Here is a 22,039-nt window from a genome sequence, read left to right on the forward strand (position 1 = left end):
TCAGTCCCTGGCGGACTTGTCCTTCACGGCGGATTTCTTCTCCGCCTTCTTCTTTTCAGACTTCTTTTCCGCCTTCTTACCAGCCTTCTTTTCGGCCTTCTTTTCGGCCTTCTTTTCGGCCTTCTTTTCGGCCTTCTTTTCGGCCTTGGCGGCTTCCTTCTTTTCAGCCTTCTTCTTCTCGGCCTTTCTGGCCTTCTTCTTTTTCTTCTTTTCGTCCTCTTCGTCCTTGGGCGTCAGCAGTGTGCCGCGGCACTCTTGCGAGCCGCACCAGCAAGGAAATTCGGAGAGGAGCTTCGGCGTGTACGGCTCGTCGATGATCAGGCCGTAGTCGTAGTTGAGCTCTTCGCCTGCAGCGATGTTGCGCAATGCCTTGATATAAACGCGCCCATCGACTTCGTCGGCTTCGCAGTTCGGCTCGCACGAGTGATTGATCCAGCGCGCATCGTTGCCCTTGACGTTGCCGTCGATCACACGGCCGTCATCGATGTGGAAGTAGAAGGTGTGGTTGGGCTGGGACGGGTCGTGCGGATGGCGGCGCAGCGCCTCCTTCCAGCTGATGACCTCGCCCTTGTATTCGATCAGCGTCTCGCCTTCGGCCAGGTCCTGAACGGCGAACACGCCGTTGCCGTGGACATCGGAGCGCCGCATCTGGATGCGGCGGCTGCTGGGCCGCCCCGAGGCAAGCCGCGCCTCTCCCTCGGGGGGATGGGTGGCGGCCGGATCGCGGCCCGCGGAAAGTGGGGATTTGGAAGGCATCGCCGAAGTCTGTTAGGTTGAATATGCACACATGCGCGTGTGCGCGTGCGCACACGCGGGAAGCCGCACAGTATAGAGAGCCCTTAGATGACAAAGACGTTGGTAATCGCAGAAAAGCCGTCGGTGGCACAGGACATCGTCCGTGCCCTCACGCCGGTGGCCGGCAAATTCGACAAGCACGACGAGCATTTCGAGAACGACAGCTACGTCGTGACCAGCGCCGTCGGTCACCTGGTCGAGATCCAGGCGCCCGAGGAGTTCGACGTCAAGCGCGGCAAGTGGAGCTTCGCCAACCTGCCCGTGATCCCGCCGCACTTCGACCTGAAGCCGGTCGACAAGACCAAGACCCGCCTGAACGCGGTGGTCAAGCAGGCCAAGCGCAAGGACGTGACGCAGCTCATCAACGCCTGCGACGCGGGCCGCGAGGGCGAGCTGATCTTCCGGCTGATCGAGCAGTACGCCGGCGGCAAGTCGGGGCTGAACAAGCCGGTCAAGCGGCTGTGGCTGCAGTCGATGACGCCGCAGGCCATCCGCGACGGCTTCGACGCGCTGCGCACCGAGAAGCAGATGCAGGGCCTGGCCGACGCCGCGCGTTCGCGGTCCGAGGCCGACTGGCTGGTGGGCATCAACGGCACGCGCGCCATGACGGCGTTCAATTCGCGCGACGGCGGCTTCTTCCTGACGACCGTGGGCCGCGTGCAGACGCCCACGCTGTCGGTGGTGGTGGAGCGCGAGGAACAGATTCGCAAGTTCGTCTCGCGCGAGTACTGGGAAATCCACGGCAGCTTCGCGGCCGAGGCCGGCAACTACCCGGGCAAGTGGTTCAACCCCGACTGGAAAAAGGCGAACGCGCCGCTACTGGCCAACGGCGAGCCCGACCCGGAGCAGCGCGCCGACCGCGTATGGAACGAGCAGGAAGCGCGCGCCATCGCCGATGCTTCGCGCGGCAAGCCCGCCACCGTCACCGAAGAAAGCAAGCCCACCACGCAGGCCTCGCCCGCGCTGTTCGACCTGACCTCGCTGCAGCGCGAGGCCAACGGCCGCTTCGGCTTCAGCGCAAAGACCACGCTGGCGCTGGCGCAGAGCCTGTACGAACGCCACAAGGCGCTGACCTACCCGCGTACCGATTCGCGCGCGCTGCCGGAGGACTACCTGCCCGTGGTCAAGCAGACCATGGACATGCTGGCCCACAGCGGCATGAAGCACCTGGCCCCGTTCGCCAAGCAGGCGGTCGACGGCAATTACGTGAAGCCCAACAAGCGCATCTTCGACAACGCCAAGGTGTCGGATCACTTTGCGATCATCCCGACCCTGCAGGCGCCCAGCGGCCTGAGCGAGGCCGAGCAGAAGCTCTACGACTTCGTGGTGCGGCGCTTCCTGTCGGTGTTCTTCCCGAGCGCCGAATACCAGGTGACCACGCGCATCAGCACGGTGGAGCAGGGCGGAAAGAAATACCCGTTCCGCACCGACGGCAAGGTGCTGGTCAAGCCGGGCTGGCTCGCCATCTACGGCAAGGAAGCGCAGGACGACGAGAAGGAAGACGACAAGGACGGCAAGCGCCTCGTGCCGGTGAAGCCGGGCGAGGTCGTGAAGACCGAGTCGGCCGACATCAAGGGCCTGAAGACGCGCCCGCCGGCACGCTACTCCGAAGCCACGCTGCTCGGCGCCATGGAAGGCGCGGGCAAGAACATCGACGACGACGAGCTGCGCGAGGCCATGCAGGAAAAGGGCCTGGGCACGCCAGCCACGCGCGCGGCCACCATCGAAGGGCTGATCGCCGAGAAGTACATGCTGCGCGAAGGCCGCGAGCTCATTCCCACCGCCAAGGCCTTCCAGCTGATGACGCTGCTGCGTGGCCTGGGCGTGGAGGAACTCTCCAAGGCCGAGCTCACCGGCGAGTGGGAATACAAGCTCGCGCAGATGGAAAAGGGCTCGCTCAGCCGCGACGCCTTCATGCGCGAGATCGCGGCCATGACGGAGCACATCGTCAAGAAGGCCAAGGAGTACGACCGCGACACCGTGCCGGGCGACTACTCGACGCTGCAGACGCCGTGCCCCAATTGCGGCGGCATCGTGCGCGAGAACTACCGCCGCTACGCCTGCACCGGCAAGAGCGGCACGGGTGAGGACGCCTGCGGCTTCTCGTTCGGCAAGTCGCCGGCCGGGCGCACCTTCGAGGTGGCCGAGGCCGAGGCGCTGCTGCGCGACAAGCACATCGGCCCGCTGGAGGGCTTCCGCTCCAAGGCCGGCTGGCCCTTCACTTCCGAGATCGTCATCAAGTTCGACGAGGAGGCGAAGAACTGGAAGCTGGAGTTCGACTTCGGCGACGACAAGAACGCCGACACCGGCGAGATCGTCGACTTCAGCGAGCAGGACACCGTGGGCCCATGCCCGATCTGCGGCGCGCCGGTGTTCGAGCACGGCAGCAACTACGTGTGCGAGAAGTCGGTGCCGACCAACGCCCAGCCCACGCCGAGCTGCACATTCAAGACCGGCAAGATCATCCTGCAGCAGCCGGTGGAGCGCGCGCAGATGGAAAAGCTGCTCGCCACCGGCAAGACCGACCTGCTCGACAAGTTCGTGAGCATGCGCACGCGCCGCGCCTTCAAGGCCTTCCTCACATGGAACGCCGAGGAAGGCAAGGTGACCTTCGAGTTCGCGCCGCGCGAGGGCGGCAGCAAGTTCCCCCCGCGCAAGACCTTCGGCAAGGCCGCGCCGGCCGGCAAGACCGCGGCGGCCAAGAAGGTGGCTGCGAAGAAGACGCCCGCCGCCAAGAAGGCACCGGCTGCGAAGAAGGCCGCCGCGCCGCGCAAGCCGGGCGCCGGACTGAAGCCCAGCGACTCGCTGGCCGCGGTGATCGGCGCCGAACCGGTGGCGCGCACCGAGGTCATCAAGAAGCTGTGGGACTACATCAAGGCCAACGGCCTGCAGGACGCGACCAACAAGCGCGCGATCAATGCCGACGCCAAGCTCAAGCCGGTGTTCGGCAAGGACCAGGTGACGATGTTCGAACTGGCGGGCATCGTGGGCAAGCACCTCTCGGCGCCCTGAACATGCAGCGCAGGCACTTTCATGCGGGCGTCGCGATCGCACTGCTGGGCGCCGCCGGCCTGGCGCAGGCGGCGGCGTGGCCCGACAAGCCCGTGAAGCTGGTCGTGCCCTTTCCGCCGGGGCAGGCCACCGACATCTTCGCCCGCGCCGTGGCCGAGCAGCTCGGCAAGCGGCTGGGCCAGCCGGTGATCATCGACAACAAGGCCGGTGCCGGCAGCAACATCGGCACCGAGTTCGTAGTGCGCGCGCAGCCCGACGGCTACACGCTGGTGGTGGCCGGCAGCGCGATGGCGGTGAACCAGACGCTCTATGCCAAGCCGGGCTTCGACCCGCGCAAGGACCTCGCGGGCATCTCGCTGATCGCCAAGGTGCCGCTGGTGTTCCTGGCCACGCCCGAGAGCGGTATCCGCACGCTGGCCGACCTCACCGCGCGCGCCAAGGCCGAGCCCGGCCGGCTGAGCTATGCGAGTGCCGGCATCGGCGGCACGCAGCACCTGTCGGGCGAGATGTACAAGGCGGCGGCGCATGTGTTCATCACGCACATTCCGTACCGCGGCAGCGGCCCGGCGCAGTCGGATTTCCTGGGCAACCAGGTGCCGCTGATGATCGACTCGGTGACGGCCGCGCTGCCGCACATCAAGTCGGGCAAGGCGGTGCCGCTGGCCGTGACCTCGGCCACGCGCTCGTCGCAACTGCCCGACGTGCCCACGGTGCGCGAGAGCGGCGTGGCCGGCACGAAGAACTTCGAGGCCGTGGGCTGGCTCGGCCTGATGGCGCCGCGCGGCACGCCGCCCGAGATCGTCGAGCGCCTGAACCACGAGGTGACCGACATCCTGAAGAGCGAGCAGATGGCGCGCTTCATCCGCGAGCGCGGCTCCGAGCCCGCACCGACCACGGCGGCCGAGTTCGACCGCTTCGTGGCGAGCGAGATCGGGGTGTGGGGTGCGGCGGTGAAGGCATCGGGCGCCAAGCCCGAGTAACGAAGCCTCAGGCCGAGGCCTGCACCGGCACCGCCGGCGCTTCCGCCGCGCGGTCGACCTCCGCGAGCAGCCAGCTGCGGAAATGATCGAGCGTGGCCAGTTGGCCGCGCCCTTCGGGATAGCAGAACCAGTAGCCCTCGTTGCCGCGGTAGCCGCCGCCGGGCAGGGGCTCGTCCACCAGCCCCGAGGCGATCTCGTCCTGCACCAGGCAGCGCGGGACCAGCGCCACGCCCATGCCGACCATCACCGCGCGGATCATGGTCTGGAACTGGTCGAACTGCGGACCCGCCAGCGGATCGAGCCCGCGCACGCCGTGCGCCTCGCGCCACTGCACCCATGACTGCGGCACCGTCACATGGCGCAGCAGCGTGCAGCGGGCCACGTCCTGCGGCGTGCGGATGGCCACCTCGGCCTGGCCCGCGCGAGGCGCGATCAGCGCCACGTCCTGCCCCGCGAGGTAGTGCGAACGGGCGCCGGGCCAGTGGCCGTCGCCGAACAGGATGGCGCAGTCGAGCTCGGGCCGCTCGAAGTCGTAGCCGTGCACGAAGGGCACGAAATGCAGGGTGACCTGCGGGTGCAGCCGCTGGAAGTCGGGCAGCCGCGGAATCAGCCATTTGGCGCCGAAGGTCGGCAGCGTCGACAGGTGCAATGCGCCGCCGCCGTCGCCGCTGGTGATGAGTTCCAGCGTCGCGGCCTCCAGCTGCGCGAGCAGGGCGCGCACCGCCTTCTCGTAGCGCTCGCCGGCCGGCGTGAGCGCCAGGCGCTTGCGGCTGCGCTCGAACAGCGGCGCACCGATCCAGCGCTCGAGCTCCTGCACCTGCTTGCTGACCGCGCCCTGCGTGAGGTGCAGCGCCTCGGCCGCACGCGAGACGCCGCCGAAGCGCACCACGGTGGAAAAGGCACGCAACAGGTTCAGGGGAGGGTTGAGACGGCGCAGCGACATGGCGGGATGCCCATTAAAACATTCCAGATCAGAATGTTAGCTGGTCTATCCTTTGCTTCCAGTGAAGGAGCAAATCGCCTTTTCACCCTCAATGCACACTGGAATACACCCCATGCAACGTCGTCACTTCATCTCCACGCTGGCCGCTGCTTCTATCCTTCCTGGAATATCCTTCGCGCAGGGCAAGCCGATCCGTCTGGTCGTCCCGTTCCCGCCTGGCGGCGCCACCGACATCACCGCGCGCGTGCTCGGCGAGCCGGTCGCCAAGATCCTGCAGCAGCCCGTGGTCATCGACAACCGCGCCGGCGCCGGCGGCTCCATCGGCATGGCCGAACTGGCCCGCGCCACGCCGGACGGCCTGACCTTCGGCATCGCCACGCTGTCCACGCACGGCGTGAACCCGGCCGTGTACCAGAAGCTGCCCTACGACCCGATCAAGGGCTTCGCGCCGGTCACCGAGATCGTCAAGGCGCCGGGCGTGATCGTCATCAACCCGTCGAAGCTGCCCGTGGCCAATTTCGCCGAGCTGGTGAAGTACCTCAAGGCCAACCCCGGCAAGGTGTCGTATGCGACGCCGGGCAACGGCACCATCGGCCACATGTGGGGCGAGCTGTTCAAGAGCAGCACCGGAACCTCGATGGTGCACATCCCCTACCGCGGTGCGGGCCCGGCCATCAACGACGTGCTGGCGGGCGAAGTGCCGGTGTACTTCGACCAGGTGGCCTCGTCGCTGCCGCACGTGAAGGCGGGCAAGCTGAAGGCGCTGGCGGTGTCTTGGGGCGGCCGCCTCGACGTGCTGCCCGACGTGCCGACCTACGCCGAGCTCGGCTACCCGGCCAACAACGACCCGTCGTGGTTCGGCATGGTGGCGCCCGCGGGCACGCCGGCCGAACTGGTGCTGCGCATGCAGCAGGCGGTGGCCACGGCACTGAAGGACGCCTCGGTGCGCGAGCGCCTGTCGCTGCAGGGCCTCTACGCCTCGGGCACCACGCCGGCGCAGTTCACCAAGCAGATCGCCAGCGAGATCGAGAAGATGAAGAAGGTGGCCGAATTCGCACGCGTGCGACTGGACTGAGCCCGGCCTGCCTATGCATCCAGTACTGAAACTGATCCAGACCCGCGCCCAGGTGACAAGCGTCGCCGGGCAGACGCCGCTCGTGCTCGACTCCCCGCACAGCGGCACCGTGTACCCGGAGGACTTCGGCACGGTGCGCGAGCTCGCGACGCTGCGCCGCGCCGAGGACACGCACGTCGAGAAGCTCTACGCCTTCGCGCCCGACCTGGGCGCGGCCTGGGTCGAGGCGCATTTCCCGCGCAGCTACCTCGACGCCAACCGCGACACCACCGAGATCGACACCACGATGCTCGACGGCGAGTGGACCGACCCCGTCTCCACCGACCCGCGCGTGCTGTCGAAGGTGCGCCTGGGCAAGGGCCTGATCTGGAAGCTCACCGACGAAGGCCTGCCGATCTACGACCGGCAGTTGCCGGTGGAAGAGGTTCGCCAGCGCATCGACAGCTGCTGGCGCCCGTACCACGCCGCCGTGGCGCAGGCGGTGGACGAGGCGCACGCGCGCCACGGCTACAGCATCCACATCAACTGCCATTCGATGCCGGCCATCGCGGCCAGCCACGCCACCGACTTTCCCGGCCTGGCGCATGCCGACTTCGTGATCGGCGACCGCGACGGCAGCACCGCCGACCCGGCGCTGTCGCAGAAGATCTGCGCGCACCTGCGCGCCTTCGGCTACAGCGTCGACTACAACCACCCGTACAAGGGCGTGGAGCTGGTGCGCCGCCACGGCAAGCCGGCCGTGAACCGGCACAGCATCCAGGTGGAGATCAACCGCAAGCTCTACATGGACGAGGCTACGCTGGCGCTCGACGAGGCCGGCGCGGCGCGGCTGCAGGGCCACCTGCGCTCGATGGTCGAGATGCTGCTGGCCACCGATCCGCGCTGATCAGGCCGTGGCGGGCGCGAAGTCGGTCGACACCGACAGCGCCTCCCACGCCTTGATCTCCTCCTGCAGCGCGCCGAGCTTCTCGCGCACCACTTTCATCGCGTCGGGACCGAGCAGCAGGTGCGCGGGCGGGTTGGCCGTTTCGGTGATGCGGATCATGGCGCGCGCGGCCTTCACCGGGTCGCCCGCCTGCTTGCCGCTGCGCGCCAGGCGTGCCGCGCGCACCGGGCCCATCACCGGCGCGTAGTCGGCGATGTCCTGCGGCGCACGCACCATCGAGCGGCCCGCCCAGTCGGTGCGGAAGCCGCCGGGCTCCACCGCCGTCACGTGAATGCCGAAGCTCGCCACCTCCTTGCCCAGCGTCTCGCTGATGCCCTCGAGCGCGAACTTGCTGCCGTGGTAATAGCCCAGCCCCGGAAAGGTCACGATGCCGCCCATCGAGGTGATGTTGAGGATGTGGCCGCGGCGGCGCGCGCGCATGAACGGCAGCACCGCCTTGCCCACGGCCACGGCGCCGAACACGTTCACCTCGAACTGCCGGCGAAGCTGGTCGAGCGTCGATTCCTCGACCGTGCCTTCGTGGCCGTAGCCGGCGTTGTTGACCAGCACGTCGATGGCGCCGACCGATGCCTCGACCTCGGCCACCACGCGCGGCACCTCGGCGTCGTGCGTCACGTCGAGCAGGCGGCCGAAGGAGCGGCCGGGCTGCAGCGCATCGAATTCCGCACGCGCGGCCTCGCTGCGCAGCGTGCCCACCACGCGATGGCCGGCGGCCAGCGCCTCCTGCGCGAGCGCGCGGCCGAAGCCGCTGCTGACGCCGGTGATGAACCAGGTCCTTGGCGAAGAAGAAGAAGAAGAAAAGGTCGGGGAGGCGGTCATGCGATGTCCTTGGAAAGGGATGGAAGCAGCGATGACCCGACTGTGCGCGCGCCGCATGGCTTTGATAATCCGCCCAATCGACGAAGCACCTTGAAGCTTTTCTTCAAGATCAACCGGAACCCGCCATGCGCCAGGACCAGCTCGACGGACTCGTCACTTTCATGGCCGTGGCCGAGACCCGCGGCTTCTCGGCCGCCGCGGTGCGCCTGGGCGTCTCGCCCTCTGCCGTGAGCCAGGCGGTGCGGCTGCTCGAGAAGCGCGTGGGCGTGCCGCTGTTCAACCGCACCACACGCAGCGTGAACCTCACCGAAGCCGGCGCCCGCTTCCTCGAACGCATCCGCCCAGCGGTGCAGGAACTGGCCTCGGCTTCCGACGAGCTCAGCGACAGCGCCGAACGCCCCTCGGGCCTGCTGCGGCTCACGGTGCCGCGAGCGGCCTATCTCTTCGTGCTGCAGCCGGTGCTCGCGGACTTCCTGCGCACGTACCCGCAGATCGACGTGGAGGTGTCGATCGACAGCGCGCTGGTCGACATCGTGGGCCGGGGCTTCGACGCCGGCATCCGCTTCGGCGGCATGGTCGAGCGCGACATGGTGGCGGTGACGGTGGGCGCGCCGCTGGCCAACAGCATCGTCGCCGCGCCGCGCTACCTGGCCGCGCGCGGCACGCCGGTCCATCCGCGCGAACTGCTGGCGCACGACTGCATCGGCTTCCGCTTCGAGAGCTCGGGCCAGCTGGAGCGCTGGGCGTTCGAGAAGGACGGCCAGGCCATCACGCTGGCCGTGAGCGGGCGCCTGGTGATGAACGACGTGGCGGTGATGCTCGATGCGGCGGTGGACGGCATCGGCATCGCCAACCTCATCAGCAGCTACACCGAGCGCCACATCGCCGACGGCCGGCTGGTACAGCTGCTGGCCGACTGGTCCACGCCACTGCCCGACCTGACGCTGTACTACCCCGACCGCCGCCGCGTACCGCCCAAGCTGCGCGCCCTCATCGGCCACCTGCGCGCAACAACCCTGGCGACGACGGGCGTGTTGTTACAGGACCGGCACGGCAGCGGCCTATAGTGGGCCGTCAACGATCGTCATCAACCACCCATGGAGTTTCAAGTGAAGCCAATCATTGCCGCGGTGTTCGCCATTGCACTGGGCGCGCTGGTGTCGGGCTGCGCGGGCACGGGGTCGGCCGGCAGCGGCGCCAATGCATCGGGCGCGACCGGCGGCAGCGGCGTCACGGTGTTCGGCACCATCGACGCCAGCGTCAGCGGCGCGACGAACAAGTCGTCGCGCTGAGCGCCCGCCGGCGTTGCGCGGTCAGGCCGAGCCGGCCAGGTAGCCGTGCAGCGCGCCGCGCAGCTGCCGCGACAGCGCCTGCAGGTCGGGCCGGCCGCCGGTGCCGATGTGCGTGTGTGCCACCAGGCCGTAGATGATGGTCTGGCACACGCGGGCCACTTCCTTCTTCTGGCAACCGGCCGCCACGTCGTTCGCGGCCTCGAGCACGCCCACCCACTCGCCCACGAACCGGTCGTACATCTTGCGGTAGGCCTCGGGGCTGGAGAGGTGACGCTCCAGCAGGTAGTGCGCGCCCCAGGCCAGCGGCTGCGCGCGGTGGGCGTCGAGCTGCGCGTCGATCACCGCATCGACGATCTCGCGCAGCGGCCGGCCGGCATGCGCCTCGACGGCCGCGCGCACGTCCATCAGCAGCGCCTTGGAGCGCAGGTGCAGGCAGACGCGCGCCAAGTCTTCCTTGTTCTCGAAGTACTCGTAGAAGCTGCCGAGCCCCGTGCCGGCGACCGCCACGATCTCGCGGATCGTGATGGCGGCAAAGCCCTTCTCGACCAGAAGCCGAACAAAAGCCTCCTGCAGCGCCTGCGAGGTGTGGCGCGCACGGGACTGGCGCGGCTTTCTCCTCGGGGCGGCGGCCGCTGCGCGCGCGGCGGTCATGCGCGCCGAACCCGAACACCGGGCGGGAGGGTTGTTCCTAGAATTTCGAGTCCCATCGAACGGATTCTGCAATGGCACCCGACGAAGCGATCTCCGACGAACCGCGCGACTCCGCCGTCTTCACCCGGCTGGGCACCGATGCGTGGCAGGCCAGCGAACTGTCGCGCGGCCCCTGGGACCCGCGCGCCCAGCACGGCGGCGCGCCCTGCGCGCTGCTCGCGCACATCGCCGAACAGGCGGCGCCGGGCCCGGGCTGGCAGCTGGCGCGGCTCACGGTCGAGCTGGTGAAGCCGGTGCCGGTGGCATCGCTGACCACGCGCACGCAGGTGCAGTCGTCGCGCGCCACGGTGCGCGTGGGCGTCGACCTGCTGGCGGGCGAGGTGGTGGTGGCGCGCGCGCATGCGCTGCTGCTGGCGAAGAATGCGCTGGCGCTGCCGGTCGGCCTGCCGGGCTGGCCGCAGTCGCCGCTGCGGCCGCTGCCGCAGGACTGCAGCGAGCGCGTGCGGATTCCGGGGCTGCCCGAAGGCGTGTCGTTCTACGGCAGCGCCGTGGAATCGCGCGTGGCCGAAGGCGACTCGACGCAGCCCGGCCCGTGCGGCGCATGGTTCCGCCTCGCGGTGCCGCTGGTGCGCGGCACCGCCAACTCGCCCGCCATGCGCGCCGCGGCGGCGGCCGACTTCGGCAACGGCCTGAGCTGGGTGCTGCCGGCCGAACGCTTCCTGTTCACCAACGCCGACATGAGCCTCAACCTGTTCCGCGCGCCCGAGGGCGAGTGGATCGGCCTGCGCTCGGCGACCGAGGCGCACAGCGACGGCGCGGGCCTGGCGGCGTCCCATCTCTACGACGAGCGCGGACCCATCGGCCTCGCCACCCAGACGCTGGTGCTGCGCGAACGCGCCTGAACGCCCTTCACCGACAAGGAGACATCGCCATGACCACCACCACCGGTATCCATCCCGACAACCAGGTTCCCGAACTGAAGGACTACAACGTCTACACCAGCGACCCCGTGCTGCGCGGCGCGGTGGCCGGCGGCGGTGCCGGATGGCGCGACGACGAGCTGGTGCGCCAGGGTGCCGAGTACGGCGCCGAGGCCACGCTGCGCGCCGCGGAGAACGCCAACCGCCACGAACCCGAACTGCACACGCATTCGCGCACCGGCGAGCGCATCGACCAGGTCGAGTTCCACCCGGCCTGGCACACCATGATGGCCATCGCCCGGCGCAACGGCATCGCCAACCTGCCGTTCTTCGACGAACGCCCGTCGGCCTGGGTGGGCTACGGTGCGTCGCTGTACATGCACAGCCAGATCGAGTCGGGCTCGACCTGCCCGACCACCATGACCAAGGCCTGCATTCCGGTGATGCGGCGCAACGCCGCGCTGTACGCCGTGCTGCGCGACAAGCTCGCCTCGAACGAACATGACGCGCGCGACATCCCGCTGGAGCGCAAGACCTCCATCGCCGTCGGCATGGGCATGACCGAGAAGCAGGGCGGCAGCGACGTGCGCAGCAACACCACGCGCGCCGTGCCCGCAGGCAGCGGGCCGTGGGGCGAGGAGTTCCTGATCACCGGCCACAAGTGGTTCTTCTCGGCGCCGATGTGCGACGGCCACCTGGTGCTGGCCAGGACCGGCGAACACGGCCTCTCGTGCTTCTTCGTGCCGCGCTGGCGGCCCGACGGCAGCAGGAACCCGATCCACATCCAGCGCCTGAAGGACAAGGTGGGCAACCGTTCCAACGCCAGCAGCGAGGTGGAGTTCAAGGAAGCCTGGGGCGTGCTGGTGGGCGACGAGGGACGCGGCATCCCGACCATCATCGAGATGGCGACCGTGACCCGACTCGATTGCGCGCTGTCCAGCGCCGGCTTCATGCGCCAGGCGTTCGCGCAAGCGCTGCACTACACGCGCAACCGCCACGCCTTCGGCAAGGCGCTGGTCGACCAGCCGGTGATGACCGAACTGCTGGCCGACATGGCGCTCGAGTCGCAGGGTGCCACGCTGCTGGCCATGGGGCTGGCCTCGCGCTTCGGCTCCGCCGCGCCGATCGACACGGCCTGGCGCCGCCTTCTCACGCCCGCGGCCAAGTTCTGGAACTGCAAGCGCGCGGTGTCGCTCACCGGCGAGGCGATGGAAGCGTTCGGCGGCAACGGCTACGTCGAGGACGCGCCCATGGGCCGCCTGTTCCGCGAGGCGCCGGTCAACTCGATCTGGGAGGGCTCGGGCAACGTGATGTGCCTGGACGTGCTGCGCGCCGTCGCGCGCAACCCCGACGACGTGCACCTCGTGCTCGACCAGTTGGGCGCCATTGCCGCCGGCGAGCCGCGCCTGCAGGCCGAACTGCAGGCGGTGCGCGGGATGGTGCAACTGCCGCCGCAGGACCTGGAGCGCCAGGCGCGCCGCTTCACGCAGCGGCTGGTGCTGGCCGCGCAGGCGTGCCTGATGCTCGAGCACGCGAGCGCGGAAGCGTCGGCCGCGTTCGTGTCGAGCCGCTTCGACCCCGACTGGGGCGCGGTGACGGGCATCGGCGCGGGCACCGACGACCCCGGCGCGCTGGTGCGCGCGGCCTGGCACTGAAGAAAGGGAAAGACCGGCGCTCAGCGCCGCAGCAGCGCCTGGCGCAGCAGCCGCGCCGCGCGGTTGCGGATGCGCCCCGGCATGCCGCGCATGGAGTTGCTGGTGCGCGGCGCCACCTTGGCCGTGGCGCAGGCCCACAGGAAGTCGTGCAGGATGGGCGTGTCGTCCACCGTCTCGGTGCTGCCGTACTTGTGGAACTCGGGGTGCCACTGCGTCGCGGCGATGTAGCTGCGGCCACGATCGGGCCGGCGGCGGATGGCCTCGGGAACGCGGTCGGGCAGGCTCCACGCCTCGATGTCGAAACCGGGCGCGATGTCCTTCACGCCCTGGTGGTGAATGCTGTTGACGCGCGCGCTCTGCAGGTCGGGATAGAGCTTCGACAAGCGCGTGCCCTGCACGATCTCGATCTGGTGGAAGTTCTGGTCGTAGGTGACCGGGTCGCGGTGCTTCAGCGTCTCGGGGTGTCCGTGCTGCTCCTCGATGTCCTGGTACAGCGTGCCGCCGAAGGCCACGTTGATGAGCTGCAGCCCGCGGCACACACCGAAGATGGGCTTGCCGGCCTGCTCGAAGGCTTCGACCAGCGCGAGGTCGTAGAGGTCGCGGATGCGGTCGCCGATCCATGCGTCCTTCAGGGGCACCTCGCCGTAGCTGCCGGGCCAGACGTCCGCGCCGCCGTGCATCACCACGCCGTCGAGCCACTCGGCGTAGTGCGACAGCTTGGTGTCGCCGCGCGCGGTGTCGCCGGTGGGGCAGGGCACCATCACGACCATGGCGCCGGCAGACATGAGCCAGTGCGCGATCGACTGCTCGACGTACTGCAGCGTCTTGTTGGAGAAGAGCGAGCGTGCCGGGTCGGCATGCGAGAAGCAGGCCGAGAGGCCGATCTTGAGCCGGGCGGAAACAGGTTGTGTCATCGCAGGACCCTCGCCGGCGCGAACCGGGCGGGAGGTTCCGAAGGGTGTGCCGAAGGAGCGGAAATGAAAGTCCATTGTGGCTCGTTGGCCTCTCGCACGGGGTCGGACGACACGCCAAGTATGCTTTCAACGCCTCCAAAACCGAGAAGGAAGACAAGCCGATGAAAACGATCAAGGGCCCGGCCATTTTTCTGGCCCAGTTCGCCGGAGACGCCGCCCCTTTCAACACGCTCGACGGCATCGCCGGATGGGCCGCCGCGCTGGGCTACAAGGGGGTGCAGATACCGAGCTGGGACGCGCGCCTGTTCGACCTGAAGAAGGCGGCCGAGAGCAAGGCCTACTGCGAAGAGGTGAAGGGCACGCTCGCGCGGCACGGCCTGGAGATCACCGAGCTGTCGACCCATCTGCAGGGACAGCTGGTGGCGGTGCATCCGGCGTATGACGCGGGCTTCGACGGCTTCGCGGCGCCCGAGGTGCGCGGCAATCCGGCGACGCGCCAGCAATGGGCGGTGCAGCAGCTGCACTTCGCGGCGAAGGCCTCGGCCAATCTCGGCCTCACCGCGCACGCGACCTTCTCGGGCGCGCTGGCATGGCCCTACCTGTATTCGTGGCCGCCGCGCCCGCCGGGCCTCATCGAGGAAGCCTTCGACGAACTGGCGCGCCGCTGGCGCCCGATCCTCGACGCCTTCGATGCCGCGGGCGTGGACGTGGGCTACGAGATCCACCCCGGCGAAGACCTGCACGACGGCGTGAGCTACGAGATGTTCCTCGAGCGCGTCGGCAACCATCCGCGCGCCTGCCTGCTGTACGACCCGAGCCATTTCATGCTGCAGCAGCTCGACTACCTGGCGTACATCGACCACTACCACGAGCGCATCAAGATCTTTCACGTGAAGGATGCCGAGTTCAACCCGACCGGCAAGCAAGGCGTGTACGGCGGCTTCCAGAGCTGGATCAACCGTGCCGGGCGCTTCCGTTCGCTGGGCGACGGGCAGGTCGACTTCAAGGGCATCTTCTCGAAGATGGCGCAGTACGACTTTCCGGGCTGGGCAGTGCTCGAATGGGAGTGCTGCATCAAGCATCCGGAAGACGGCGCACGCGAAGGCGCGAAGTTCATCGCCGACCACATCATCCGCGTGGCCGACCGCGCCTTCGACGACTTCGCCGCAGGTGGCGTGGACGTGGCTGCGAACAAGCGGATGCTCGGGATCGGCTGAACCTCAGCGGTGCAACGGGCAGCCGTTGCGCTCGCTGCGGAAGTTCGAAGAGGCCGCGTAGGCAACCTTTCGCGCGCGCATCACATTGCCCAGCGGGCGATGGGCAGCCAGCGCGTGCCACGGATTGAAAGCCATGCCGTCGTCGATCTCGCGCGCCAGGTCGTCGCTCCAGCCGTCCTGCGCGTCGGCGGTGATGCGTGCCACCGCGACGAAGGGGCTCAGCGCCTGCGGCCACTCCACCGAGGCGTCTTCCACCGGCATGCGCTCCAGGTCGACGCACAGTTGCGCGCGCAGCTCCCACACCGCCGGATGGTCGCGCATGAAAGCGGCGACCGCTTCGCGCGTGCCGTCGGGCTTGCCTGCGAGGTCGAGCGGCATGTGCTCTAGCACCAGCAACGCCGGCGACACCGGCGCAAGTTGCAGCTTGGCAATGTAGGCGCCGTGCCTCAGCGGCACCTGCGTGAAGAAGGTGGCGCCGAGCGGGTGCGTTTCCGCATGGCCGCCGAGCGCGATCAGCGTGCTGCTTTGCGTGCCGAAGGTCTCGACGGTTTTCTCCAGCCCCTGCAGCACGGTGGAAAGCACGCGCTTGGCGTTGGGCGCCTTGTCCGTGGTGCTGGCGAGCAGCTTCAGGCTGCGCAGGAAACCCTTGGCGTCGGGCGCGGAGAACACCGGGGCGTCGACGAAAAGAAAATCCTGCGTGGTGCCGCCCTCGGCACCGTCCACCCGCGGACCCTCGACGCCGAGTACCTTCAGCGCCATGCCGCGCGGCAACGAGACGCGGTCGTCGAGCACCTCGGCGGGCGGCGTCGACAGGCGCATCACCACCGGGTAGCGGCGGGGCGCTGCGAAGAGCCCCTGCGCCAGCGGCTCGGGCAAGCCGTCGAGCACGCGCAGCTCGCCGCGCAGCAGGCCGTGGCTCTTGGCGTGCACGGCGCGCATCGCATGGCCGGTGTGGTCGGCCATGGTGGTCGCCATGTCGATCAGCGCGGCGACGAGTTCGGTCTGCGTCTGCGCCTCGTCGTCGCGAAAGGTCTCGACCGCGGGGTCGTAACGTACGGGCGTGGCCTGGCGTGCAAGTGTGTTCATGCCGCGATTGAGCGCAGATGCGTTGGCCGAGGCTGTAGGAGCGCGGCGATAAAGCTTGCGCTCGAACGCCTGAGCGAGTTCGAGGCGGTCCGGGCGCTTGCGCATGCCAGGCAGCGCCCCGTTATCGCTATCTTTTTAGTAGCAAATAACGCCTGATCGCAGGCCGTTCGAAGCCTTTTTCGCGAAACCGTTGTAATTAAGACAAGCAGCCGTCATGCCCTGCAAGCTATAATGTCGGGTTCGTTTCGATACCACGACGAAGAATTTCGTCAATACCGCCGGCTGACCTGCACCGTCCCTTGGATTCTTCAGGCCTCTCATTCCCAAGCCGGCTTTCACAGTGTGTTGGAGCGCCAGACCGGGCGCCCATGATTGCCACCACTGCCTTCGTTCCTGTTGAAGCGAATCGCGCGTCCGTCGCGCCGTTCCGGCCGGCCCACGCCCGTTTTCAATTATTTTTCAGGCACTTCGCGCTTTGCATCTGCGCGCTGTGCCAAGGCTTCATGGACATCATTCAACACAGTATCGCGGCGGGCAAGTACCTTGTTTCCCCGCTCATTCGACGCCAGGAAGACGGCGACTTCGCCGCTTCCGTCTCGATCCGCTCAGGCCGCGGCAGCGGCATGCACGACCGCGTGATGCGATTCACACCGCGTTTCACCAGTCATGCCGCCGCCGTGCGCTACGCCGTCGACCAGGGCCTGGGCTGGGTGCGCGAGCGCGCGCCGCAGGTCTCGAGGCCGGCCCCTCTCGCGCTTGCGTGCGCGGACTGAAACAATCACGCCCAGATCCATCTCCAATACACATCGAACGATTCAGAGGTAACCACACATGCCCAAGGAAGAACTGATCGAAATGAACGGCGCAGTGACCGAAGTCCTGCCCGACTCGCGCTACCGCGTCACGCTCGACAACGGCCATCAGCTGATCGCCTACAGCGGCGGCAAGATGCGCAAGCACCACATCCGCATCCTGGCCGGCGACAAGGTGTCGCTCGAGCTCTCGCCCTACGACCTGACCAAGGGCCGTATCACCTTCCGTCACCTGGAACGTCGCGGCCCGCCGCCGACCGGCGGCAACAACACCCCCCGCCGCTGATCCGCGACTGACGAAAGGCCTTGCGGCGCTCTGCAGAGGGCGCTGGCAAGGCTTTTGTTTTTCATGGGCCACGGCTGCTGAACGAATGACCACACCCACTCCCACAGCCGGCGGCGCCCCAGCCGGCAACGGCTTTGCCACGCTGGCGCTTTCGCCCCAGATGCTGGCCAACCTCACCCAGCTCGGCTACACGCAGATGACGGCGATCCAGGCCGCAGCGCTGCCGCCGGCGCTGCTCGGCAAGGACCTGATCGCCCAGGCCAAGACCGGCAGCGGCAAGACCGCCGCCTTCGCGCTGGCGCTGCTCGCCAACCTGAACCCGCGCCGCTTCGCCGTGCAGGCGATGGTGCTGTGCCCCACGCGCGAACTGGCCGACCAGGTCACCACGGAAATCCGCCGCCTGGCGCGGGCCGAGGAAAACATCAAGGTGGTCACGCTCTGCGGCGGCGTCGCGCTGCGCGGGCAGGTGGCCAGCCTGGAGCACGGCGCGCACATCGTGGTGGGCACGCCGGGCCGCATCATGGACCACCTCGAGCGCGAGAACCTCGACCTCGCGGCGCTCAACACGCTGGTGCTCGACGAAGCCGACCGCATGCTGGACATGGGCTTCTTCGACGACATCGTGAAGGTGGCGCGCCAGTGCCCTTCGGCCCGCCAGACGCTGCTGTTCTCGGCCACGTATCCCGAAGGCATCGCGAAGCTCGCGCAGCAGTTCATGAAGACGCCCGAGCAGATCGTGGTGCAGGCGCAGCACGAGGGCAGCAAGATCCGCCAGCGCTGGTACCAGGTGAAGGACAGCGAGCGGCTGCACACCGTGAGCCTGCTGCTCGACCATTTCCGCCCGGTCAGCACGCTGGCCTTCTGCAACACCAAGCAGCAGTGCCGCGACCTCGTCGAGGTGCTGCAGGCACAGGGCTTCAGCGCGCTGGCGCTGTTCGGCGAACTGGAGCAGCGCGAGCGCGACCAGGTGCTGGTGCAGTTCGCCAACCGCAGCTGCTCGGTGCTGGTGGCCACCGACGTGGCCGCGCGCGGCCTGGACATCGCGCAGCTCGAGGCCGTGATCAACGTCGACGTGACGCCCGACGCAGAAGTGCACATCCACCGCGTGGGCCGCACCGGTCGCGTGGGCCAGCAGGGCGGCTCGGAAGGCCTGGCGCTGAACCTGGCCAGCATGAACGAGATGGGCTTCGTCGGGAAGATCGAGCAGCTGCAGGGCCGCGAGTCGGAATGGCACGCGCTGGCCGAGCTCACGCCCGGCAAGGGCGCGCCGCTGCAGCCGCCGATGGCCACGCTGCAGATCGTGGGCGGCCGCAAGGAAAAGATCCGCGCCGGCGACGTGCTGGGCGCGCTCACCGGCGACTGCGGCTATGCCAAGGAGCAGGTCGGCAAGATCAACGTCAACGAGTTCTCGACATACGTGGCGGTGGACCGCGCCATTGCCGACGAAGCCGCGCGCAAGCTGTCGAGCGGGCGCGTGAAGGGCAAGTCGGTCAAGGTGCGGCTGATCTAGACTCGCCCCCAGGCTTCGCGCACTTCGTGTCGCTTCGCCAACCCCTCACCGGGGGCGGGCCGGCCGCTTCGGGCGGCCGTGCGCGGCGGCCCTCACGAAGATGCGGCACCTTTGGGAACCGGTTGCGGTGTGGTCAAGGCAGCGGCGTCCGCATGCGCCGACGTCGGCGCCACCGGCGCATCGAGCGCCGGGGCCGTCGCTGCCGGGATCTCCTGCCGCGCCAGCTTCTCGGCCAGCCGGAACGCCACCACCACCGCCAGCAGGCCGAAGATCGACGAGCCCACGGCCTGGCCGATCAGCACGCCGCTGGCGCCGTGGTGCGAGCCCCACCATGCGAACGGGATGGTGCCCATCGTGGCGCGCCCCCAGTTGAAGCCGGTCGACAGCAGCGGATGCCCGAGGTTGTTGAACGATGCGTTCGCCACGAACAGTCCGCCAGCGAAGAAGAAGCTCGGCGCCAGCCAGCTGCAGAACAGCGAGATCAGTTCGGCCGCCAGCCCGTCCGCGGAGAATGCGCGGATCAGCACCCCCTGGCTCAACGCCAGCACCAGCCACGCCACCGCGACCGACGCCACCATGAACAGCAGGCTGTCGCGCAGCGCCTGCTGCACGCGCCGGTACTGGCCTGCGCCCAGGTTCTGCGCCAGGATCGGACCGACCGCACCGCTGAGCGCGTAGACCAGGCCGAAGGCCACCGGCGTCAGACGGTCGATGGTGGCCGCGCCCGCCACCGCGGAGGGCCCGAACTGCGCCACCGAATGCGTGACGAAGGCCGCGCCCACCGGCGTGGCCAGGTTGGTCAGCACCGCCGGGCCCGCGACGGTGCCGAGCGCGCGGGCATCGCCGGCCAGTCGCGACGCGTCGAACGGCCCGAGCATGCGGTGCTTCACCATCACGCCGTGCAGCCCGATGCCCGCGAGCACCAGCCGCGAGACCACCGCGCTGATGGCCGCGCCGTCGAGCCCCAGCCCGAAGCCGAAGATCAGGATCGGGTCGAGCACCGCCGTCACGAAGGCGGCGGCGAGGGTCACGGTCATGGAGCGGCGCGCGTCGCCGATCGAGCGCAGGAGTGCCGAGGTCGCCATGCCGATGCCCAGCAGCGGCAGCGTGTGCACCGTGACCGAGAGATAGCGCTGCGCGAGCCGCGCGGTCTCACCGTGCGCGCCGAGCGCCTGCAGCGCCGGGTGCAGGAAGAAGAACGTGCCCGTGCCCACGACCACCGACAGCACCGTCATCAGCACGAGGCTCGACGTGCCGATGCGCCGCGCGTCGGCCGTGCGGCCCGCGCCCACGGTGCGCGACACCACCGCAGCGATGCCGATGGTCAGCCCGATGCACAGCGAGGCATGGAAGAAGCCCACCACGCCCGCGAACCCGACCGCCGCGGCGGTCTCCTTCTCACCGAGCAGCGAGATGTAGAACAGGTTGATCAGGTCGACCGCGAACACCGCGATCAGGCCGACGGCGCCCGTGCCCGCCATGACGCAGACATGACGCAGCAGCGAGCCCGAAACGAATCGCGGGCGCTCGACACCGCCCGCTGTTTCGGTTATTGGCATGTGAAATCCTTGAATGTGGCCTAATTGCGGGTCCGAACATTACTTTTACCCGAGCTTTTCATGCCCAAGACATTCCGTACCGAAGCCGAACGCGTTGCCACCCCGAAGCCGACGCCCCTGCCCGGCTACACCGTGCCTCGCTCCGGTGGCGGCCAGAAGGTCAGCCTCGAACGCGGCACCGCAACGCGCAGCAAGAAGAACCCCGGCAAGCGCGCCAAGAAGGGCGGCTGATCCGGCCCCCGGCTTTTCGGAGCCACGACGAACGCGCCCCAGGGCGCGTTTTGTCATTGGAGACTGCCCTGAAAGTGCTGCGATGTCCGACGACAACCAGATCCTGATCCCGCCCTCGTTCTTCGCCATCTACACCGACGCGCGCCAGCGGCTGAGCGAACCGATCGACGTGGTGCGCGCGCGCTACGAGATCTGCGAAGACCTGGCGAACCACCTCGTGGGCCATGCCCAGATCCAGCACCACACCGAGGTGCCGGTCGAAGAAGAGATCCTGCGGCGCATCCACGCCGGGCTGAGCGCGGCCGAATCGGGCGTGTCGGCGGGCGAGGCGACGTGGATCGTGCAGCGGCTGGCCGAGCTGCTCGGCTGGGGCGGGCCGCAGCAGCACGAACACGCCGGCGACTGAGCCGCGATTCCGGGCGCGCCCAACGCCCAGCACCGAACGCTCAACGCCCCGCGAAGCGCTCCATCAGGAAGTCGACGAAGACCCGCGTCTTCGCCGCCAAGTGGCGCGACGGATAGACCGCATACACCGGCGTGCGGTCCGCCTCCCAGTCTTCCAGCACCGCCTCCAGCCGGCCGTCGGCCAGCTCGCCCTGGACATAGATGCGCGGGATCAGGCTCAGCCCAAAGCCCGCGAGCAGCGCGTCGCGCACCGCGATGCTCGAGCTGACCTTGTAGCGCCCGTCGACCGGTATCGCCACGCTGCGTCCGGCCCGCGTGAAGGTCCACCTGTTCGCATGGCCCGAGAGCGTGAACTGCACGCATTCGTGCGTCCGCAGGTCTTCCGGCTGCACGGGCCGGCCGCCCGCGGCGAAATAGCCGGGCGCGCCGCACAGCACATGGGTCAGGGTCATGAGCTCGCGCGCGACGAGGCTCGAGTCCTCGAGCCGGTCGCTGCCGCGGATGGCAAGGTCGTAGCCCTCGCCGATCAGGTCGGTGCGGCTGTCCTGCAGGTCCAGCTCGAGCCGCAGGTTCGGATAGCGCGCCATGAAATGGCCGGCGACAAGAGCGTGAGCGCGAAGGTCAGCGGCGCGCTCACGCGCAGCACGCCGCCGGGGCTGCTGCCCATGGGCGCGAGCGCGGCGTCGGCCTCGCCCAGGTCGTCGAGGATGCGCGACAGGCGCTCGAAGTAGGCGGCGCCCGCTTCCGTCAGGCTCATCTGCCGCGTGGTCCGGTTGATGAGCCGCACCTTCAGGTGCGCCTCCAGTTCCGCGATGTTCTTGCTGACGGCGGCGGCCGAGAGCCCCATCTGCCGCGCGGCGCCGGCGAAGCTGCCGACGGCGGCGGTGGTGCGGAAGACCCTGAGGGCGGTGAAATGGTCCATGGACGTGCG

General features: G+C 68.6%; 21 protein-coding genes and 1 pseudogene. 14 read left to right on the top strand and 8 right to left on the bottom strand.

The features are described from left to right. Entirely contained in the window at nucleotides 1-756 is a 756-nt protein-coding gene (locus AACL56_RS02005; protein WP_425336973.1) for an SET domain-containing protein, read from the bottom strand. A gap of 87 nt (nucleotides 757-843) precedes the next feature. Here AACL56_RS02005 and AACL56_RS02010 point away from each other — a divergent pair, with 87 nt between their 5' ends. Together AACL56_RS02010 and AACL56_RS02015 are read left to right on the top strand one after the other, a co-directional pair. Continuing rightward, nucleotides 844-3,807, top strand: coding sequence for a DNA topoisomerase III (locus tag AACL56_RS02010; protein ID WP_339088165.1), 2,964 nt, complete (start codon nucleotides 844-846; stop codon nucleotides 3,805-3,807). Nucleotides 3,808-3,809: 2 nt separating this feature from the next. Continuing rightward, complete coding sequence (locus tag AACL56_RS02015; protein ID WP_339088166.1) at nucleotides 3,810-4,787, top strand: tripartite tricarboxylate transporter substrate binding protein; 978 nt, start codon at nucleotides 3,810-3,812, stop codon at nucleotides 4,785-4,787. Nucleotides 4,788-4,794: 7 nt separating this feature from the next. On the opposite strand, the gene AACL56_RS02020 is transcribed toward AACL56_RS02015, so the two are convergent. Beyond that, a complete protein-coding gene (locus tag AACL56_RS02020; RefSeq protein WP_339088167.1) occupies nucleotides 4,795-5,730 on the bottom strand; it encodes a LysR substrate-binding domain-containing protein in 936 nt (311 codons plus the stop codon). Nucleotides 5,731-5,842: 112 nt separating this feature from the next. Here AACL56_RS02020 and AACL56_RS02025 point away from each other — a divergent pair, with 112 nt between their 5' ends. Both AACL56_RS02025 and AACL56_RS02030 read left to right on the top strand, forming a co-directional pair. Further along, nucleotides 5,843-6,805 carry a tripartite tricarboxylate transporter substrate binding protein BugE gene (locus AACL56_RS02025; protein ID WP_339088168.1) on the top strand — a complete coding sequence of 321 codons (963 nt, stop codon included), beginning with the start codon at nucleotides 5,843-5,845 and terminating at the stop codon, nucleotides 6,803-6,805. Nucleotides 6,806-6,818: 13 nt separating this feature from the next. Then, the gene (locus AACL56_RS02030) at nucleotides 6,819-7,691 is read left to right on the top strand and encodes an N-formylglutamate amidohydrolase (RefSeq protein ID WP_339088169.1); all 873 of its coding nucleotides are present in this window, start codon (nucleotides 6,819-6,821) and stop codon (nucleotides 7,689-7,691) included. Here the strand turns inward: AACL56_RS02030 and AACL56_RS02035 are convergent, their stop codons facing one another. Continuing rightward, the gene (locus tag AACL56_RS02035; protein ID WP_339088170.1) at nucleotides 7,692-8,570 is read right to left on the bottom strand and encodes an oxidoreductase; all 879 of its coding nucleotides are present in this window, start codon (nucleotides 8,568-8,570) and stop codon (nucleotides 7,692-7,694) included. Between the two features lie 125 nt (nucleotides 8,571-8,695). Here AACL56_RS02035 and AACL56_RS02040 point away from each other — a divergent pair, with 125 nt between their 5' ends. Both AACL56_RS02040 and AACL56_RS02045 read left to right on the top strand, forming a co-directional pair. Beyond that, on the top strand, nucleotides 8,696-9,637 hold the full coding sequence (locus tag AACL56_RS02040; RefSeq protein ID WP_339088171.1) for a LysR family transcriptional regulator: 942 nt from the start codon (nucleotides 8,696-8,698) through the stop codon (nucleotides 9,635-9,637). Between the two features lie 42 nt (nucleotides 9,638-9,679). Next, nucleotides 9,680-9,862 (top strand): hypothetical protein, encoded by a 183-nt coding sequence (locus AACL56_RS02045; RefSeq protein ID WP_339088172.1) that lies wholly within the window; start codon nucleotides 9,680-9,682, stop codon nucleotides 9,860-9,862. Nucleotides 9,863-9,883: 21 nt separating this feature from the next. Here the strand turns inward: AACL56_RS02045 and AACL56_RS02050 are convergent, their stop codons facing one another. After that, nucleotides 9,884-10,513, bottom strand: a complete 630-nt coding sequence (locus AACL56_RS02050) for a TetR/AcrR family transcriptional regulator (protein ID WP_339088173.1) — start codon at nucleotides 10,511-10,513, stop codon at nucleotides 9,884-9,886. Between the two features lie 71 nt (nucleotides 10,514-10,584). Between AACL56_RS02050 and AACL56_RS02055 the strand changes: the two genes are divergently transcribed. Next, on the top strand, nucleotides 10,585-11,415 hold the full coding sequence (locus tag AACL56_RS02055) for a thioesterase family protein (RefSeq protein ID WP_339088174.1): 831 nt from the start codon (nucleotides 10,585-10,587) through the stop codon (nucleotides 11,413-11,415). A 29-nt stretch (nucleotides 11,416-11,444) separates the two neighbouring features. Beyond that, entirely contained in the window at nucleotides 11,445-13,088 is a 1,644-nt protein-coding gene (locus AACL56_RS02060) for an acyl-CoA dehydrogenase family protein (protein WP_339088175.1), read from the top strand. A gap of 20 nt (nucleotides 13,089-13,108) precedes the next feature. Here AACL56_RS02060 and AACL56_RS02065 read toward each other — a convergent pair whose 3' ends face one another. Continuing rightward, complete coding sequence (locus AACL56_RS02065) at nucleotides 13,109-14,002, bottom strand: type 1 glutamine amidotransferase (RefSeq protein ID WP_339088176.1); 894 nt, start codon at nucleotides 14,000-14,002, stop codon at nucleotides 13,109-13,111. A 161-nt stretch (nucleotides 14,003-14,163) separates the two neighbouring features. Here AACL56_RS02065 and AACL56_RS02070 point away from each other — a divergent pair, with 161 nt between their 5' ends. Beyond that, nucleotides 14,164-15,219, top strand: a complete 1,056-nt coding sequence (locus AACL56_RS02070; RefSeq protein ID WP_339088177.1) for a sugar phosphate isomerase/epimerase family protein — start codon at nucleotides 14,164-14,166, stop codon at nucleotides 15,217-15,219. A gap of 3 nt (nucleotides 15,220-15,222) precedes the next feature. Here AACL56_RS02070 and AACL56_RS02075 read toward each other — a convergent pair whose 3' ends face one another. Continuing rightward, nucleotides 15,223-16,305, bottom strand: coding sequence for a catalase family protein (locus AACL56_RS02075; RefSeq protein WP_339088178.1), 1,083 nt, complete (start codon nucleotides 16,303-16,305; stop codon nucleotides 15,223-15,225). Nucleotides 16,306-16,808: 503 nt separating this feature from the next. Between AACL56_RS02075 and AACL56_RS02080 the strand changes: the two genes are divergently transcribed. From AACL56_RS02080 to dbpA, 3 genes are all read left to right on the top strand, one after another. Then, nucleotides 16,809-17,078: a hypothetical protein gene (locus AACL56_RS02080; protein WP_339092785.1), complete on the top strand. Its 270-nt coding sequence runs from the start codon at nucleotides 16,809-16,811 to the stop codon at nucleotides 17,076-17,078. Between the two features lie 58 nt (nucleotides 17,079-17,136). Continuing rightward, nucleotides 17,137-17,403, top strand: coding sequence for a translation initiation factor IF-1 (gene infA / locus AACL56_RS02085; RefSeq protein ID WP_339088179.1), 267 nt, complete (start codon nucleotides 17,137-17,139; stop codon nucleotides 17,401-17,403). 85 nt (nucleotides 17,404-17,488) lie between these two features. Further along, nucleotides 17,489-18,913 (top strand): ATP-dependent RNA helicase DbpA, encoded by a 1,425-nt coding sequence (gene dbpA, locus AACL56_RS02090; RefSeq protein WP_339088180.1) that lies wholly within the window; start codon nucleotides 17,489-17,491, stop codon nucleotides 18,911-18,913. Between the two features lie 92 nt (nucleotides 18,914-19,005). On the opposite strand, the gene AACL56_RS02095 is transcribed toward dbpA, so the two are convergent. Continuing rightward, the gene (locus AACL56_RS02095; protein ID WP_339088181.1) at nucleotides 19,006-20,472 is read right to left on the bottom strand and encodes an MATE family efflux transporter; all 1,467 of its coding nucleotides are present in this window, start codon (nucleotides 20,470-20,472) and stop codon (nucleotides 19,006-19,008) included. A 60-nt stretch (nucleotides 20,473-20,532) separates the two neighbouring features. Here AACL56_RS02095 and AACL56_RS02100 point away from each other — a divergent pair, with 60 nt between their 5' ends. Both AACL56_RS02100 and AACL56_RS02105 read left to right on the top strand, forming a co-directional pair. Beyond that, complete coding sequence (locus AACL56_RS02100; protein ID WP_164546861.1) at nucleotides 20,533-20,703, top strand: hypothetical protein; 171 nt, start codon at nucleotides 20,533-20,535, stop codon at nucleotides 20,701-20,703. Between the two features lie 82 nt (nucleotides 20,704-20,785). Beyond that, complete coding sequence (locus AACL56_RS02105) at nucleotides 20,786-21,109, top strand: hypothetical protein (RefSeq protein ID WP_339088182.1); 324 nt, start codon at nucleotides 20,786-20,788, stop codon at nucleotides 21,107-21,109. A 40-nt stretch (nucleotides 21,110-21,149) separates the two neighbouring features. On the opposite strand, the pseudogene AACL56_RS02110 reads toward AACL56_RS02105, so the two are convergent. Further along, a pseudogene (locus AACL56_RS02110) lies at nucleotides 21,150-22,030 on the bottom strand (LysR substrate-binding domain-containing protein). Nucleotides 22,031-22,039: the final 9 nt, after the last annotated feature.

Origin of the sequence: Variovorax paradoxus, assembly GCF_902712855.1 — a bacterium.
In the GTDB taxonomy this organism is placed as follows: Bacteria; Pseudomonadota; Gammaproteobacteria; order Burkholderiales; family Burkholderiaceae_C; genus Variovorax; species Variovorax paradoxus_Q.